This is a genomic window from Streptosporangium sp. NBC_01639, assembly GCF_045209755.1.
Taxonomy (GTDB): Bacteria; Actinomycetota; Actinomycetes; order Streptosporangiales; family Streptosporangiaceae; genus Streptosporangium.
Window position 1 is genome coordinate 6,699,937 of the sequence record NZ_CP109272.1, and the last position, 15,971, is coordinate 6,715,907.

A 15,971-nucleotide genomic window follows, 5' to 3' on the forward strand; every position below is an offset into this window, starting at 1 on the left:
AAATTCATGTGACGTCATAGTGGGTCGTCCGAGGCGTCACGCCATGCTGCGCCCGGTGTGTCGGCGGCCGTTGGCCCCTGTCGTTTTGGGCCTTGCCGGTGGGAGATGCCAGGTTTACGATCCGCGTAATTGTTAGGAAACTTTCCTTTAAGAAAGAGTCCCCGCATGCGCCGAACCGCCGCTGTGCTGTTGGTTCTCGTCCTGGCGACCGCCCTCGCCGCCATCAGCGCTCCCGCCAACGCCGCCGCCCGCCTGACGGCCGCCTTCACCCTGACCGGCAACCAAGGCACGTTCGTGGTGAGCAATCCCGGCACCGCTCCGGTCACCGGGTGGTCGATCACCTTCGATCTGCCCCCCGGGATCACTGTCAGCGGGGCCCAGAACGCCACCACCTCGCAGAGCGGAACCCGGGTCAAGCTGACTCCCGCCTTCTACATCAACACCGTGCGGGCGAACGGCACCACCGAGCCGTACAGTCCCAGGTTCACCCTCAGTGCGGCGGCCCAGCCGACGAACTGCACGATCAACGGCGCCAACTGCGACGGCAGCGGCGATCCGCCGCCGCCGGACGCGCCCGTCACCGCCACCTACTCGGGCAGCGGGACGCAGGGAACGTTCGTCGTCGCCAACAACACCGACACGGCCCTCAACGGCTGGTCGATCACCTTCGACCTGCCCACCGGGGTCACCGCGAGCGGAGCCCAGAACGCCTCACTCAGCCAGAGCGGGCGCCAGGTCACGCTGAGCCCGGCCCACTACAACACGACGGTGGCGGCACACGGGTCCACCGAGCCGTACAGCCCCTCGTTCACGCTCAGCAGCGCGTCCGCCGAACCGGCGAACTGCCGGATCAACGACGTACGGTGCGACGGTTCGGCCGACACGCCACCCGCCGCGCCGGGGAACCTGCGCTCACCGGTCAAGACCACCAGGACCGTCTCGCTGGCATGGGACGCCGCGACCCCGGGAAGCCTCCCGATCACCGGCTACCAGGTCTACAACGGCGCCACCCTCGCCGCGACGGTCACCGGGACGGCCGCGACCCTCACCGGCCTGACCTCGAACACCGAATACACCTTCACCGTCAGGACCAGGGACCGGAAGGGGACCCTCTCCCCGGTCGGTGCGGCGTTGAAGGTGACGACCAACAACGCCGGTGACGACACCCAGCCGCCCACCGCCCCCACCGGCCTGCGCAGCACCGGCAAGAGCTCATCGAGCGTCTCCCTCGCGTGGGGTGCCTCGACCGACAACAAGGGCATCGCCGGATACGAGGTCTACGCCGGCACGACCCTGGCGGCGACGGTCACCGACACCTCGGCCACGGTGAACGGGCTGTCGCCGTCCACCGAGTACACCTTCACCGTCAAGGCCCGCGACCTGTACGACAACCTCTCGGCCGCGAGCGGCGCGCTGAAGGTGAGCACCGACGACATCGTCGGCAGCGGCTACGCCAGGGTCGGCTACTTCGTGCAGTGGGGCATCTACGGCAGGCAGTACTTCGTGCGCAACCTCGACACGACCGGCGTCGCGGCGAAGCTGACCCACCTCAACTACGCCTTCGGCAACATCGACCCGGTGAATCTGACCTGCCTGCACGGCGTCACCAAGGGAACCACGGCCAACCCCCAGGATCCGAACCAGGGCGACGGCGCGGGCGACGCGGACGCCGACTACGGCAGGCCGATGAGCGCGGGACAGTCGGTGGACGGCGTCGCCGACACCGGCTGGGAGAAGCTGCGCGGCAACTACAACCAGCTCCGCAAGCTCAAGGCGAAGTATCCGAACCTGAAGGTGCTGATCTCGCTCGGCGGCTGGACCTACTCGAAGTACTTCTCCGACGTGGCGGCCACCGACGCCGCCCGGAAGAAGTTCGTGAGCTCCTGCATCGACACCTACATCAAGGGAAACCTGCCGGTCTACAACGCCGCGGGCGGTCCGGGCAGCGCAGCCGGGATCTTCGACGGCATCGACCTGGACTGGGAGTGGCCGGGTTCCGAAGGCCACCCGGGCAACCACATCGGCGCAGGCGACAAGGCGAACAACACGCTGCTGATCGCCGAGTTCCGCAGGCAGCTCGACGCCCTGACCCAGGAGACCGGTAAGCGCTACCAGCTCACCGCGTTCACCCCGGCCGACCCGGCGAAGATCGCCGCCGGCTGGGACCTGCCGGAGGTCGCCAAGTCCCTGGACATCTTCAACGTGCAGGGCTACGACTTCCACGGCGCCGGCAGCGACAACTCGTGGGAGCCGAACCGGGCCGGTCACCAGGGCAACCTGTACACCGACACCGACGACCCCTACTCCTTCCACTTCAGCGTCGAGAACGCGGTAGACGCCTACCTGCAGGCCGGTGTGAACCCGCGCAAGATCACCATTGGCCTCGCCTACTACGGGCGGGGATGGCAGGGTGTCGCCGACGGCGGCAGGTCCGGCGAGTGGCAGCCGGCCACCGGCGCGGCGCCGGGGCAGTTCCCGGACGAGGCGGGCACCCGCGGCTACGCCAACCTGGTGGCCGGGGTCCCGGGATGCACCGTCAAGCACGACGAGCAGTCGGTGGCGACCTTCTGCTTCACCGGCAACGGTGGCCAGTGGTGGACCTTCGACGACACCTGGTCGATCGGCAAGAAGACCGCGTGGCTGCGGAGCAAGGGCCTGCTCGGGGTGATGATCTGGGAGATGTCCGGTGACCCCGGCACCCTGACCGGCGCCGTGGACGCCGGCCTGAGGTAAACCCTGGCGGCCGGGTCCCGCCGCACGGCACAGGGACCCGGCCGCGCCCGGCTACGGGCTATGAGAGCCGATGGCGGGTGCGGGAATCGAACCCGTGTTCATCGGCCGCACCGGGCGCGGGGGTGGAGGACGTCGAGCCGTTCCGGCCGGAAGGCGATGCCGTACGGCCGGGCCTTCATCGGGTGGCGCGTCGGTTTCCCGGCGCGTCCGGGCGCTTGCCACACTGGTGGTCGTGATGAAGAGTGTCCCGTCGCAACTTCCCGAGGTCATGCCGGCGGCCTACGTCACCGCGCTGGGCGGACCGGAGCTGATCACATTCGGCGAGCTTCCGGTCCCTGTTCCGGGCCCCGGCGAGGTGCTGGTCGAGGTCGAAGTCCTCACGGTCAACCCGGTGGACACGCTGGTCCGGTCGGGACGCTATCCGACCCCGACCCCTTTCCCGTTCGTGGTCGGCCGGGATCTGGCCGGCACCGTACGCCTCGCCAGCTCGCCGGAGTCACCCTTCCGGCCTGGTGACCGGGTCTGGTGCAACAGTCTCGGCCACGACGGCCGGCAGGGATCGTTCGCGGGGTTCGCCGTCGTGCCCGCCGACCGTCTCTACCCGCTGCCGCCGGAGGCGGACCCGGTCACCGCGGTGGCGATCGCGCACCCGGCCGCCACCGCCTACCTCGGCTGGTTCGTACACGCCCGGCTGCGCCCCGGCCAGACCGTGTACGTCGCGGGGGCCGCCGGAAACGTCGGCCGGGCCGCGGTCCAGCTGGCCGTGGCCGCGGGTGCCCGGGTCCTCGCCGGTGCCCGGACCGCCGATCACCGAGACTGCCTCGCCGCCGGGGCCGAACACGCCGTCGACTACCGGGACGCCGGTCTCGCGGACCGGCTCGCCGGGCTGGCGCCGCGCGGTGTCGACGTGTTCTGGAACACCTCCGGACGGCATGACCTGGATCTGGCGGTACGGGTCGTCGCCACCGGGGGGAAAGTCCTGCTGTCGGCGGCGACCGACGACACGACCGAGTTGCCGGTCCGCGCGTTCTACGTCCGGGACATGAGCATGCTCGGCTTCGTGATCAGCAGGGCCCGTGCCGACGACCTCGCCGAGGCCGCCGAGCTGATCAATCGGATGCTCCGGGCCGGCACCCTCACCACACGGATCGCGCAGGAGCTGCCGCTGTCGGCCACCGCGGACGCCCATCGGCGGATCGAGTCGGGCGGGGTACGGGGACGCCTCATCCTGCGACCTTGAAGGAGAGGGAGGCCACGGGTACGGGGAAGGCACCGGAAGAGCGAACCCGGGTCCTCCGGGCGGGAATGCCGCAGGGGTGGAAACGGTTATCGACCCCATCAGGTGGTCCGCCAACCAGTGAGGAGCCAGAGATGGCCAGGAACGAGCTACGCCCCGTGATCAAGCTGAGGTCGACCGCGGGCACCGGCTACACCTACGTGACCCGCAAGAACCGGCGGAACGACCCTGACCGGCTCACGCTCACCAAGTACGACCCGATCATCCGCGAGCACGTCCCGTTCCGAGAGGACCGATAACCATGAAGCAGGCAATCCACCCCGGTTACCGCCCGGTCGTCTTCCGCGATCCGAGTGCGGACTTCTCCTTCCTCACCCGTTCGACGGTGACCGGTGACCGGACCGTCGAGTGGGAGGACGGCAACGTCTACCCGGTGGTCGACGTCGACGTCTCGTCCGCGAGTCACCCCTTCTACACCGGCCGCGGCAGGGTGCTCGACACCGCCGGCCGGGTGGAGCGCTTCAAGCAGCGCTACGGTTCCTCCGGGGTCAGCCGTTCCAGGAGGTCACCGACAACGGCGTGATGCTCGTCATCCCGGGCGCTGTGGACGCCGGCCTCACCTCCAGCCTTTCTGAGGCGCTCTCTCGCTCGCCCTGCCGGTGGTCTTCCTCATCACCACCCATCGACAAGTAGATCATCAGTGCGGGCAGGGGACACGCGGCGGTCCACACCATCGGCTGCGAACGCGCCGGACTCGTCAAACCTCGACGGCGGGTGGTGCGTCGCCGGGGTTTCCCTTGACGATGGTGGCGAGATACGCCGCGCCGGCCGCCGCGATCGCCGCGTGAATAAAGATCATGAAGTTGGTCAGCTTGGTACCTTCCACGGCCAGCGCGATTTTCCCCGCAGGATTGAAGAAGCTGACGACGGACAATCCGAGCATGATGATGAACTCCGTGTAGGACACGACCAATGCGATGTCGTGGAGGCGGTTCTGCGCCTTTACGAGATCCTGTAGCGCGTTGGCCTGTGCCACCGCCTCATCGGCCAGATGGTACCCAACGGTAAAGAAGTCACGCAGTTTCTTGTCTGCGGGTGATAGCGCTTCGCTCTCCCACGCCTGGGCGAGCGCCTCCCGTTGGCTCAGGCCGTTGGCGCCGAAGATGTCATCGAGTTCGTCGGCGATCTCGGTCCACCGGTCGATCGCCGTGTCGAGGACGTAGTCGTCAGGGATGGCGGTGGCGAGCGAGAGCGCCAAACCCAGCAGCGCGGAGACGGTGAGCTTACTGGCGCCCGAGAAGACGGCGTTGGAGCGGGCGCTTAGCTTCGCCGCTTTGGAGAGTTCCCCCTCAGCCTTGTCGTTGACGAAGCCGAAGCTTCGCGCTCGCTGAGCGCGCTCTCTTGCGAAATGCAGGGCGTTGGCGCGGTCGTTGATCATGGGATAGGAAAGCATTCCGCCACTGGTCCCGAGCGCCATTCCGCCGAAGAGCCCTAAGCTTCGGATATCCAGGAGGTGATGCGGTGAGAGCATGTCGTCGGAGATCCCCGGCTCGTTCCATCCCTCCTGCCCGTGGGCATTGACTCGGGAGTCATTTAACGCAGTTCTAAACTGGTTGAGAAGTATCCGGAGGTTGGCGTTCTCGGTTTTCACATAGCCGTCCGCCGTGGTCACAAGATCGCTTGCCAGCTTCTCCAGTTGCGTGATGCGGTCGCCCACCTTGCCGCCGAACCCGTCCACGACGGAGCCGTAACGCAAAGCGGCGGGTACGCCGACCACGCCCAGCGCATGCCACGAGAGCCCGGTCTCGGGCACCTTTTCCTTGAGTAGTCTGAGTTGCTCGAGAATCGGATCAAGATCGGCTGCGACACGCTTGATCCCATGCACGCTTGCGTTCAGATGGTCGGCCACAAGTTGATCATTTCATGATCAGTCGGTGTCCTGCGCAGAAACGCGGGCTCGCGCTGTGAGCTGGGAGTCACCCGCTGGGCGAGCGGGGGCCGATCCCGGATCTGCGGCGGCGGTTCAACGCCGCGAGGTGGCATTTCCGCGTCGGCGTCCGTGGCGGGACCCGCCTGCCGAGTACGGCTCGTGGTCCACGGTCGATGACCGTTTCCGTTCATGGGCGACCGCGTAGCCGGAAAGTCGACAGGTTCTTCTCAGCCACAGGTGATCTGGGTGAAGGCCGGCGGGGATGCGGCGGCGCCCACGAAGCCGATGTCGGAGACCGTGGAGCCCGCGGGAAGTGAAGATTTTTCGACAGGTGCGTGGATCATCGCGACGGGGCCGCTCTGCATGAGGGTTCCGTTCCAGGCCTGGGTGAGCCGCACCTCTGGCGGCAGGATCCACTGGATGTACCAGTCGTTCATCGGCCGGTCGGTGACGTTGCTGATGGTCGCGGCGCCCCGGTAGCCGCCCGGCCACGACTCGACGAGGGTGACCGTCGCGGTGCACCCGGAGGCGGGGACCGTCGGTCGCACGGAGGTGGGAACCCCCGGGTGCGCGGAGGTGGGGACCACTGGTCGCACGGAGGTGGGGACCGCCGGGTGCGCGGCGGCGTGCCGGGGTGCGGATGTCCCGCCGAGGCAGGCCGCCGCGACCAGGGCCACCGCGGCTCCCATCGACAGGAGCCCCAGCACTGACGCGACCCTCTTTCCGGACGCCACGGGAGATCCCTTCCGTGAGAGGCCGGGGGCCCGGCCGACCGGCCGGGCCCCGCTCTTGCTAGGGGCTGGTGCAGGTGAGAGTGGGAGAACCGCTGGTCCCCCCGCCGGTGAATCCGAAGGTGGTCGAGCCGCCACCCGCTATGGTGCGGTTCCAGTCGGCGTTCTTGGCGGTTACCGCGGATCCTGACGTGGTGTACGTGCCGTTCCACAGGCTGGTGATGGTGCTGCCGCTACCGAGCGTCCACTTCACCGTCCAGCCGTTGAGGCTGGACGCACCTTGGTTGGCCACGGTCACCTCGCCCTGGTAACCGCCCTGCCAGGAGCCGACGGTCCGATAGGTGGCGGAGCAACCGCTCCCGCCCGGAGTCGGCGTCGAGGTCGGGGTCACCGTGGGTGTCGGGGTCGCCGTCGGGGTCACGGTGGGGGTGGGTGTCGGGGTCGGCCCCGGCCGGCCGACGCCGGTCACCTCTCCGTTGCCGCCGTCGAAGACGACGTCGGAGCAGTTGTAGAACGTCTCGTTGGAGTCGGAGCGCTTCCAGACCGAGTAGACGAGGTGGCGGCCGGACTTGCCCGAGGGCAACGTGGCGTTCCAGTAGTAGTGGGCGTCGTTGGTGCCGGGGGAGCCGACGCTGTCCGGGTGGTCGGCGGTGTGGAAGGGCTGCGACTCAAGGTCGCCCCAGGTGAGCGCCCGGTTGGGGTTCCAGCCGTCCTTGGTGATGTAGAGGTAGAACCAGCCGGGGTGGGCGGCCCACTTGTTGTACTTGAACTGGATCTGAGATCCGGCGGTCAGGTGGGTCACCGGCCAGTCGGCGTTCGGCAGGTCGAACCCGCTGTAGCCGGTGTTGCCGCCACTGCACGCCTGACCGTCGGGGATGAACCCCGAGGTCCGCCCGGCACCGTCGGACCGCAGGACGCTGAACCAGTTGTAGAGCGAGTTGGGCCCGCTCTGGGCCACCGCCGCCTGGCAGGCGGGGTTGATGGGGATGATCTGCCCCGTCGACGACAGGCCGTCCTGCCAGCAGAAGTAGGTGCGACTGCCCGGCACCATCATGGCGCCGTGCGCCGAGGCCGGGCCGGGCACAAGGACGACGGCGAGCAGGGTGGACATGAGCGCGATCGCGGCGGCGACAGCGATACTTCGCCATTTACTCACAGAACTACCCTCCCTTTCGGAGGATGAGGAATTACTGATCAATGGCGGTGAGGCGCTCACGCGAGACGAACTCTAGGTCGCTGTTAACGAGGTGTAAACGGCACGCTTTTCCGATGCTGGGCCACCAGGCGTCCGTGCAGGTCAGAAAGGCGCCAAAGGGATACGGCGCATGAAACATTCAGGAGTCCCGCCGGGTCCTGACCGGCAGATGCCCCTGACGGAGAAAAGGATCTCGGTGCGATGCCGTCACCTCGGGGAGGAGCGCTCATGACAGGGCGGATCCAGGGGGCGAGGCGGAGGTATGGCCCAGCGCCCTGGCGGGCCGTCGTTTTCTCCATGAAGATCGTCGATCAGAGCAGAGGTCCGTGCACGGCCTTCCCATGCCCCAGGCGAACAAGTGATCTGTCGCTCCGTCGGCGCAGGGCCTTCAGACTGAGATGTGCTCTGAGCAGCAACGTTCGACGTCATCCCGTAGCTGACTCCAGGAACGATTCGAGCCCAGAGGATTGCCGAGCTTACCGAGGGCGATGGCCTTCTCCAGGACATCAGGCGCGTCGGACTCCCGATACTTCCGGCCCGACCTGCTGATTTCTTCCATCAGAATCCGCTTGGGATCGGTGAGCCTGCCGGTATCCTTTCCCCAGTATTTCTGTGGAAGCTTCCATCCCGCTACCAGCGCCGCCAGAGCATCGGGAAACAGCAGGAGCCACGCCTCTGTCTCCCAAACGGCCAGAACGTGATGAGCGGAGCCGAACGCCTTCCCGAGTGCCTTTTCCACACGCTCTCGGATGGGATGGTAATCAGTCCCGTCTGTCCTATCGAGGTCTTCGTGAATGAACACGCACGCGACCTCGGCGTTGTCTCTCGCGGCTCGCGCGTTCACGAGCCTTCGGAGCCTTTCGACCCGCCGTTCAAGTTCGGCGCCCGTCGCGTCGCAGAGTCGCAGCGTGCCGTTGATCTCCACGAGGCGGCCATGCATGTCAGGGCAGTACGCCTCCAGGAGAATGCGCAGGCACTTGCGGTCGTTGCTGTCCTCTCCGGCGAGCACCACGATCGGCCACTTGGTCGCCGCTATCCGTGTGCCGCCCTTCCGCCTCACAGATCGCCCCCCAGCGCTCCGGCGAACCACAGCTCGCCCAGCGGTTCTCCCTCGCTCGCCTGCACGATCTCGATGATGCGCTGGGCGGAGAGTGCCGGGATCGCGGAGGATCCGTCGTCCTGCCGCTGGCAGATCACCAGCTCTTCAGGCTTCAGGCGGTCGGCGAAGGCCGGAGAGTGGGTGGCGATGAGAAACTGGGTCCGCTCGCTTGCCTCGCGGAGCCTCTCCACGAGTAGTTCGAGTGCTTGCGGATGGAGGCCGTGGTCGATCTCCTCCACGCAGGTCAGCGCAGGGGGCCTCGGATCGTAGAGCAGTGCCAGGAGACCAAGAAGCCGGATCGTGCCGTAAGAGGCGTCAGCGAGTTGGGTAGGTCGGCGGAGCCCGCGTTCGTGGAGAACGACGACGACCTCTCGTGCCGCGCCCGACGGATACTCGAAGTCGATGGACTCAAGCTGGGGAAGCACTGTGACGGCATCTTCCTCAAGGCGACTCCAGGCGTCGCTGTCATCCTTTCGGAGCATGAGCAGGAAGGCGGCGAGGTTGGCTGCGTCGTCTTCGAGAGGATCACCACCCTTCCGGAGAAGCCTGGACGGTCGCCGTGCGGCGTCGACGTTCACATCGAAGACTCGGAACTCGCCGAGCCGCGAGGACAGGGCACGGACCTCCCGAGCTCCGGCTTCTTCCGAAAGCCGCGGCAAGGTCGACAGGCCACTGCTGAGGCTGCTGATCCCCGTGGTGCGCATGTGCGCGTCGGGTCGAACGACATCAAGGACGGACGGAGTGTGACGCACTGAGACGGCTCGCACCTCGACTGCGTCGCTGCTGACGAGGATCTCGTTACCGCCCTGAGGCCCCGGGAATTTGAATCGCTCAAATCTGGTGAGCTGTCCCTGAGGCGCGGGGTCGTTCAGAGTAACGGCCAGTTCATACTCATCAGGATCCTCAAAGGTGGCATGTGGAGTCCACGCCGCCTTCAGCTTGATCCGGAAGTGGTCAGGGATGCTCCCACCCCCTCGGAACAGGATCTCGTCGAAGCCGCCGTGCTCATCCATCGCCGGAATCAGATCGGTGCGGATCATGTCGGCGAGGAACCGGAAGACTTTCAGCACGTTTGTCTTGCCGGCGCCGTTCGGGCCGATGAGCACGTTTACCGGCCCCAGAGGGAGCTTGATGCTCCGCAAGCTCCGAAAATTCTCCACCTCAAGCTCGATGAGCCGTTTCTCCACGGTCCACATCCCCACCACTCATGATCGCCGTGAGACGGTCGCGGCTACTCAACAGGATCTACAGAGACTTACTTACACCACCATGCCCCTGTACGGCGGGCGTCTGCGCGTCCTACTCGTACGGCATGGCCTCGACATCGATCTTGAAGAGTCGGCTGCCCTATCGAACGGACACGCATTGGCCGCATGGCGTCATACGGTGACATCAACTCTGACCCGACTCCGCCGGGCGGCTGTGGTCCCAGGCAGTGGTGAATGGTCGGCGTTCTTCTCGGTCGTGGACCTCGTGATCAAGCAGATGGAGGCCTTCGCCAACGAGCGGTCCCCCGAAGGTGCGGCAACCGGTGGTCGTGCGTGGACGTGGACGCCACTGAACCACTGGCTCGTCCGGCGGCGTCAGAGCCGGCCCGAGAACTCGCGCGCAGATACTTGAAAGCAGGACATATGCGTCTGCTTCCGACGGGTCTTCCAAATAGCCGCTTCCCTGCCAATATTCAACGTACGCGGTGTCTGGATCGGGCGACTTGGGAAAACTCAGGATTGTGAATCCGCCGTCCATCGTGGGATGGACGGCAGCCGCAAAAGGCATGACCTGGTTCGTTTCCGAGAGGAGGATCAAGCGCTGGGGCTGGTCTCGCATCGTCTCTGCGTCTCCGGTCGGCCGGAAACAGCCCCGAGTCTGCACGGACGCCGGCCCCGACAGCCGCCTGGCCACCGCCCGGTGGTTGAGCTACCCGCCACCGGTCCTATCGCGGGCTCTCGGTTGCGGCGAGCTTCTCCAGTGCCGATCCGGTGAGCCGGTACATGTCCCATTCGTCGAGCGGCTCCGCACCGAGAGCCCGGTAGAACTCGATGGACGGGGTGTTCCAGTCGAGGACCGACCATTCGAACCGGCCGTAACCACGCTCGACGCAGACGCGGGCAAGCTCGATCAGGAGCTGCTTCCCGTGTCCCGCTCCCCGATGGCCGGGGTGGACGAAGAGATCTTCGAGATGGATCCCGTGCCTGCCCAGCCAGGTGGAGTAGGTGACGAACCAGAGCGCGAACCCCGCCACCCCGCCGTCCCCGTCGGTGGCGATGTGGCAGAACACGGCGGGAGCGGGACCGAAGAGCGCCTCGCGGAGCTGCTCCTCGGTGGTCTCGACCTGGTCCAGTGCCTTCTCGTACTCGGCGAGCTCGCGGATCATGTGGATGATGGCCGGGACGTCATCCGGCGTTGCGGGGCGGATCATAGTGAAAGTTTATGGTTTCGGGGTATGCGGTCCGGCACGGATGGGCCCCGACCACCACCGAAAACACCGGTTGGCCGCGTGGGAGTGGGCTCCCGTAGGTTGTCCGACGAGCGAACACAGATCATTGAGGAAGGCGGTTCCCATGTCCACAGAGCCCACCGGTGAGCGGCTGACCGAGCTGAGGCAGGTTTTCGCCGTCATCGACACCGACGGCGACGGCTTCATCACCGAGCAGGAGTTCACCGACCGCTTCCCCGACCTGACAGCCGAGGCGATCGGGGCACTGAGCCGGGATGTCGACGCGGACGGTGACGGACGTCTCTCCTTCGAGGAGTTCGTCCGGATCGTGCCGCAGAACTGAGCCCGGCGGTTCGCCTCGGCGAGGCCGGGGCGGGAGTGGGACGCGGGGCCAGGCGGGGACAGCGGAGGGGGACGGGCGAGGACGCGGCCGGACGGCCGCTCGGCGACCACTCCGCGCGGCTCTCACCGGTGGGAGAGCCGTTCCGCCGGGCGGGTTCTCACGCGAGGGCGAGGGCGAGGCCGAGCAGGGCCACGTCGTCGCGGTGGTCCTCGCCGTCGATCAGGGCGAGCAGCGACTCCAGTTGGGCGTCGAGGCCGAGGCCGGCTGCTCTCGCCATCTCGTCGCGGAGTCTGGCCATGCCGGTCAGGATGTCCGCGGACCGCTTCTCGACGATGCCGTCGGTGTAGAGGAGCAGCCGGTCGCCGGGGGTCAGGCGGGTCTCGGCGGTGGAGAAGACCGTGGACGGTTTCGCGCCGATCAGCGGGGCCAGCGCGCCGTCGAGGTAGTCGGCCTCGCCATTCGCCCTGCAGATCAGGACGGGTGGATGACCCGCACTGGAATACCGCAGACGCCCGGTCGACAGCCAGAGCTGCACGCACAGCACCGTTCCGTGCATGCGGTCGTAGCGGCCGGTCGTCATCCGGTTGAGACGGCCGAGAGTCCGGCCGGGGTCGGGATCCTCCAGGGCGTAGGCGCGCAGCGCGTTGCGCATCTGGCCCATGCTCGCGGCGGCCTTGACCCCCTTGCCGACGATGTCGCCGATCACCAGCACGACCTCGTCGTCGGAGACGCGGATGACGTCGTACCAGTCGCCGCCGACGCTGGAGTCGTCGTTGCCCGGGAGGTAGCGGCCGACGATCTCCGCACCGTCGATGGCGGGAACCTCGGGCAGCAGAGCGTGCTGCAGCGTGGTCGCGATCCGGTGCTCCACCTCCAGCTGCTCCAGATTCTCCAGGCGCGCGGTGGTGAGCTGGGAGAGCTGCCGCAGGACCGTGTCGTCGGCATCGGCGGTCTCGGCTGGGACGGCGATGCCCGGTGGTTCGGCCGGCAGGTCGCCGAGTGCCGCCCTCGCCTGGGGGGAGTCGGTCAGCAGCCGGCTGTACTTCTCCGTGAGAGCCAGCACCTCACGCACCGTCGACGCCTCGTTGATCGCGAGCGCGGCTTCGGTCAGCTCGCGCAGCTGGCGGTTGTGCCGGGAACGCGCGGCGGCCAGCCGTAGGACGCCGCGCACCCGGGTGAGCAGCTCCCGGGCGGAGAACGGCTTCACCAGGTATTCGTCGGCCCCCGCGGTGAGACCCGTCAGGGACTCCTCCTGACCGGCCCGCGCCGACAGCAGCATGATCGACACACTCCGCGTGCCGGGGTCGGCGCGCAGCCTGCGCACCAGCTCCAGCCCGTCCATGCCGGGCATCATCACATCGGCGATGACCAGGTCGGGGGTCTGCTCCCTGGCCGCGTCCAGCGCGGCGGCGCCGTCGGCGACCGCCGTCACCGTCCAGTGCGGGCTGAGCAGGCGGACGAGGTATCCGCGCAGGTCGGCGTTGTCGTCGGCCACGAGTATCCGCTCACGGGCGGGACGGCCGGCGCCGGGCTCCGTCTCGGGCGCGGCGGCCGGTCCCCGGACCACCGCCGGCTCGTCCGGGACGGGCAGCCACACCGTCTCGCTCTGTCCCGGCCGGTACGGCGTCGCCGCGTCGTCGATCTGGTCGTGGGGGAGGTGAGCCGACCCGTACGGCAGGGTGATCGTGAAGGTCGTCCCCCCGCCGACCCGGCTGTCGGCCTCGATCCGCCCCCCGTGCAGGGTGATCAGCTCGCGTACGAGGGCCAGGCCGATGCCCGTCCCCTCGTGGTCGCGCGACGGCGAGTTGCCGACCTGGTGGAAGCGTTCGAAGAGGTGCGGGAGCTCGTGGTCGGGTATGCCGACCCCGGTGTCGGAGACCGTGACCACGGCGTGGCCCGCGCTGGACCGGACGCCGACCGTGACGCCGCCCGTGAACGTGTGCTTCAACGCGTTGGAGAGCAGGTTGAAGACGATCCTCTCCCACATGCGCCGGTCGACGTGGACCGGCTCCGGCAGCCGTCCGCCCTCCAGGCGCAGAGTGAGCCCGATCTTCTCCATCGACGAGCGGAACAGGCTGGTCAGCTCGGCGGTCTGTTCGGCCAGATCGGTCGGCTGGTAGCGGGCGCGGGCGCGGCCGGAGTCGATGCTGGTGAAGTCGAGCACGTCGTTGACCAGTGTGAGCAGCCGCAGCGCGTTGCGGCGGGCCACACGCAGGACCGTGTGGTGCTCGGCGGAGAGGGAGGAGTCGTCGAGCAGTTCCTGCAGCGGGCCGAGGATCAGCGCCAGCGGAGTGCGCAGCTCATGGCTGATGTTGGCGAAGAACGCGGTCTTGGCGTTGTCGAGCTCGGTGAGCGCCTGCGCCTGGTGGCGCCCCTGTTCGTGGGTCTCGGCGGAGGACAGCGCCCGCGCCACGCTCGTCGCGAGCACTTCGAAGAACTCCTGGTAGCCCCCGTGCGGTTGCAGCAGCGGATTCGTGCCGCATACGAGCGCGCCCAGAACGCCGGTTCCCGAGGTGAGGGGCAGGGCGATCACCTGGCCGGGCACCCCGAAACGCTCGCCGGGGAGCTCCGTGACGGTGTCCCGGCTGCCGGCGGGCCACCGGAGGTCGTCCTGGCCGATCCGTGCTGGAGCCGTGTCATGGGGTACGGCCAGCCGCAGCTCACCGTCGTCGCCGAGGAGATATACGAGGGCGAGCGGTACGTCGTCGGGTGCCTCGCCGAGGGTCGCGACGACGGCCTGCGCCACCTCCTGCCGGGTGACCATGCCACTGGTCGCCGCGCCGACCCGGCTCAGTACGCGCAGCCTGCGCTCGCTGAGAACCCGGCCGGTCGTCTCGCTGACCAGGCACAGCACCCCGCCGACCGTTCCGTCGGCCAGCCGTATGGGACCGTAGGAGATGTCGAAGTAGGTCTGTTCCAGGAAGCCGTGCCGTACCAGGAGGAAAGGGTGGTCCTGGTGCCAGAAGGGTTCGCCCGTCTCACGGACCCGGTCGAGCAGCGGACGCAGCACGTCCCAGGTCTCCTGCCAGTTCTCCACGGCCGGGCGGCCGAGAGCGGCCGGGTGCTTCGCGCCGATGGTGGGGATGTAGGAGTCGTTGTAGACGGCGATGTAGTCCGGTCCCCAGAACAGGACGATCTGCATGCGGGAGGAGAGCGCCATGTCGACGGCGCCCCTGAGGGGAGTGGACCACTGATCCATCGCTCCCAGGGAAGTTGCGGCCCAGTCGTATGCGCGGATCCGCTCGCCCATCTCCCCGCCGAAGGGGGTCTCCTTCTGCATCTCACTCCCCGCGTATCAGGTAATCTGACGATACCTGGTTCGCAACGAGATCCAACGGTGAGGACATGGGCATTCGCCTTGACAGACGGACGGATCCCGACGGTTCCCCGGTTCTCGTCCCGACCGGAGATCTTGACCGCGAGGCGACGGAGGCTCTGGCCGCGGCGGTGGGTGAGAGCCTCGCTTCCCCATCCGGCAAATTGGTGATCCATCTGACCGACGTGCGGTTCTGTGACTCCTCCGGCATCGTCGCCCTGCTCGACGCGCACGCCGACGCGGCGCGCCTGGACACGGAGCTCGTCCTCTCCGGCGTCAGCCGGCATCTGCGGGCGCTCTTTCAGGTCTCCGCCCTCGACCAGGTCATCCGGATTGTCGAAGAGTCTCGTGGCTGAGGCCGGTACGGAGCACACCGGGACGGCTTCGGAGGTCGCATGGTCCGATGCGGAGGGCGTTCATACCCTGTCCTTCCCGATCGTCGGCGGCCTCGCGGAGCTCCGTGGCCAGGTGCGTGCTTTCCTGAAGCCCGCAGGGCTCGACGAGATGCGTGAGATGAACTTCCTCCTGGCCGTCAGCGAGGCCATCAACAACGTGCTCGACCACGCCGGTACGGCCGGCGCCGTCACCCTGCGCCGCACCGCCGATCAGGTGGTCGCGGAGATCAGCGATCAGGCGGGACGGCTCACCGACACCAAGGCTGGCATGACCCCGCCGCCGGTCGGATCCCGTCGCGGTTACGGGCTCTGGCTGATGCGCCAGATGTGCGACGAGGTGGAGATCCTGTGTGATCCGGCCGGTTCCACGGTCCGGCTCACCATCATGCGCGGGTGACTCCCGTCACGGTCCGGTCCGCCGCCTTATCCGGCTGACGTCGCCGCGGTCCGCCGCGTTGCCCGGCTGACGTCGCCACGGCCCGCCCTCTTTCGTGGCCGCAGCTCTGCACGGCCCGTCCTCCTTGGCGGCCGGCAGCCCTGCACGGTCCGCCCTCC

At 67.7% G+C, this 15,971-nt stretch carries 15 protein-coding genes; 7 read left to right on the forward strand and 8 right to left on the reverse strand.

Annotated features, from left to right (window positions below):
* Positions 1-165: 165 nt before the first annotated feature.
* The 4 genes from OHA77_RS30525 to OHA77_RS30540 all read left to right on the forward strand — a co-directional run bounded on the left by OHA77_RS30525 (position 166) and on the right by OHA77_RS30540 (position 4,553).
* Positions 166-2,733, forward strand: coding sequence for a glycosyl hydrolase family 18 protein (locus tag OHA77_RS30525; RefSeq protein ID WP_406312832.1), 2,568 nt, complete (start codon positions 166-168; stop codon positions 2,731-2,733).
* A gap of 235 nt (positions 2,734-2,968) precedes the next feature.
* Positions 2,969-3,973, forward strand: coding sequence for an NADPH:quinone reductase (locus OHA77_RS30530; RefSeq protein ID WP_406319897.1), 1,005 nt, complete (start codon positions 2,969-2,971; stop codon positions 3,971-3,973).
* Between the two features lie 131 nt (positions 3,974-4,104).
* On the forward strand, positions 4,105-4,269 hold the full coding sequence (gene rpmG, locus OHA77_RS30535) for a 50S ribosomal protein L33 (protein ID WP_326824724.1): 165 nt from the start codon (positions 4,105-4,107) through the stop codon (positions 4,267-4,269).
* Between the two features lie 2 nt (positions 4,270-4,271).
* Positions 4,272-4,553: a type B 50S ribosomal protein L31 gene (locus OHA77_RS30540; protein WP_406312833.1), complete on the forward strand. Its 282-nt coding sequence runs from the start codon at positions 4,272-4,274 to the stop codon at positions 4,551-4,553.
* Positions 4,554-4,727: 174 nt separating this feature from the next.
* Here the strand turns inward: OHA77_RS30540 and OHA77_RS30545 are convergent, their stop codons facing one another.
* The 7 genes from OHA77_RS30545 to OHA77_RS30575 all read right to left on the reverse strand — a co-directional run bounded on the left by OHA77_RS30545 (position 4,728) and on the right by OHA77_RS30575 (position 11,344).
* The gene (locus OHA77_RS30545; protein ID WP_406312834.1) at positions 4,728-5,879 is read right to left on the reverse strand and encodes a hypothetical protein; all 1,152 of its coding nucleotides are present in this window, start codon (positions 5,877-5,879) and stop codon (positions 4,728-4,730) included.
* A gap of 248 nt (positions 5,880-6,127) precedes the next feature.
* A complete protein-coding gene (locus OHA77_RS30550) occupies positions 6,128-6,634 on the reverse strand; it encodes a cellulose binding domain-containing protein (protein WP_406312835.1) in 507 nt (168 codons plus the stop codon).
* A gap of 58 nt (positions 6,635-6,692) precedes the next feature.
* Positions 6,693-7,787 carry a lytic polysaccharide monooxygenase gene (locus OHA77_RS30555; RefSeq protein WP_406312836.1) on the reverse strand — a complete coding sequence of 365 codons (1,095 nt, stop codon included), beginning with the start codon at positions 7,785-7,787 and terminating at the stop codon, positions 6,693-6,695.
* Between the two features lie 427 nt (positions 7,788-8,214).
* Positions 8,215-8,886, reverse strand: a complete 672-nt coding sequence (locus OHA77_RS30560; RefSeq protein ID WP_406312837.1) for a hypothetical protein — start codon at positions 8,884-8,886, stop codon at positions 8,215-8,217.
* A complete protein-coding gene (locus tag OHA77_RS30565; RefSeq protein WP_406312838.1) occupies positions 8,883-10,112 on the reverse strand; it encodes an AAA family ATPase in 1,230 nt (409 codons plus the stop codon). Before OHA77_RS30565 ends, OHA77_RS30560 begins: the two co-directional genes overlap by 4 nt.
* Positions 10,113-10,317: 205 nt before the next feature.
* Positions 10,318-10,752 (reverse strand): Scr1 family TA system antitoxin-like transcriptional regulator, encoded by a 435-nt coding sequence (locus tag OHA77_RS30570; protein WP_406312839.1) that lies wholly within the window; start codon positions 10,750-10,752, stop codon positions 10,318-10,320.
* Between the two features lie 106 nt (positions 10,753-10,858).
* Positions 10,859-11,344, reverse strand: a complete 486-nt coding sequence (locus OHA77_RS30575) for a GNAT family N-acetyltransferase (RefSeq protein WP_406312841.1) — start codon at positions 11,342-11,344, stop codon at positions 10,859-10,861.
* 142 nt (positions 11,345-11,486) lie between these two features.
* Between OHA77_RS30575 and OHA77_RS30580 the strand changes: the two genes are divergently transcribed.
* Positions 11,487-11,705: an EF-hand domain-containing protein gene (locus tag OHA77_RS30580; RefSeq protein WP_326824717.1), complete on the forward strand. Its 219-nt coding sequence runs from the start codon at positions 11,487-11,489 to the stop codon at positions 11,703-11,705.
* A 157-nt stretch (positions 11,706-11,862) separates the two neighbouring features.
* On the opposite strand, the gene OHA77_RS30585 is transcribed toward OHA77_RS30580, so the two are convergent.
* A complete protein-coding gene (locus OHA77_RS30585) occupies positions 11,863-14,985 on the reverse strand; it encodes a SpoIIE family protein phosphatase (protein ID WP_406312842.1) in 3,123 nt (1,040 codons plus the stop codon).
* A gap of 65 nt (positions 14,986-15,050) precedes the next feature.
* Here OHA77_RS30585 and OHA77_RS30590 point away from each other — a divergent pair, with 65 nt between their 5' ends.
* Entirely contained in the window at positions 15,051-15,377 is a 327-nt protein-coding gene (locus tag OHA77_RS30590) for an STAS domain-containing protein (RefSeq protein ID WP_406312843.1), read from the forward strand.
* The gene (locus tag OHA77_RS30595) at positions 15,370-15,813 is read left to right on the forward strand and encodes an ATP-binding protein (RefSeq protein ID WP_406312844.1); all 444 of its coding nucleotides are present in this window, start codon (positions 15,370-15,372) and stop codon (positions 15,811-15,813) included. Before OHA77_RS30590 ends, OHA77_RS30595 begins: the two co-directional genes overlap by 8 nt.
* Positions 15,814-15,971 lie beyond the last annotated feature (158 nt).

Excerpts from the sequence above, each read along its gene's own strand:
- OHA77_RS30525 (WP_406312832.1), top strand. The coding sequence starts at position 166 with ATGCGCCGAACCGCCGCTGTGCTGTTGGTTCTCGTCCTGGCGACCGCC.
- OHA77_RS30530 (WP_406319897.1), top strand. The coding sequence starts at position 2,969 with ATGAAGAGTGTCCCGTCGCAACTTCCCGAGGTCATGCCGGCGGCCTAC.
- rpmG (WP_326824724.1), top strand. The coding sequence starts at position 4,105 with ATGGCCAGGAACGAGCTACGCCCCGTGATCAAGCTGAGGTCGACCGCG.
- OHA77_RS30540 (WP_406312833.1), top strand. The coding sequence starts at position 4,272 with ATGAAGCAGGCAATCCACCCCGGTTACCGCCCGGTCGTCTTCCGCGAT.
- OHA77_RS30570 (WP_406312839.1), bottom strand. The coding sequence starts at position 10,752 with ATGCGAGACCAGCCCCAGCGCTTGATCCTCCTCTCGGAAACGAACCAG.
- OHA77_RS30575 (WP_406312841.1), bottom strand. The coding sequence starts at position 11,344 with ATGATCCGCCCCGCAACGCCGGATGACGTCCCGGCCATCATCCACATG.
- OHA77_RS30580 (WP_326824717.1), top strand. The coding sequence starts at position 11,487 with ATGTCCACAGAGCCCACCGGTGAGCGGCTGACCGAGCTGAGGCAGGTT.
- OHA77_RS30585 (WP_406312842.1), bottom strand. The coding sequence starts at position 14,985 with ATGCAGAAGGAGACCCCCTTCGGCGGGGAGATGGGCGAGCGGATCCGC.
- OHA77_RS30590 (WP_406312843.1), top strand. The coding sequence starts at position 15,051 with ATGGGCATTCGCCTTGACAGACGGACGGATCCCGACGGTTCCCCGGTT.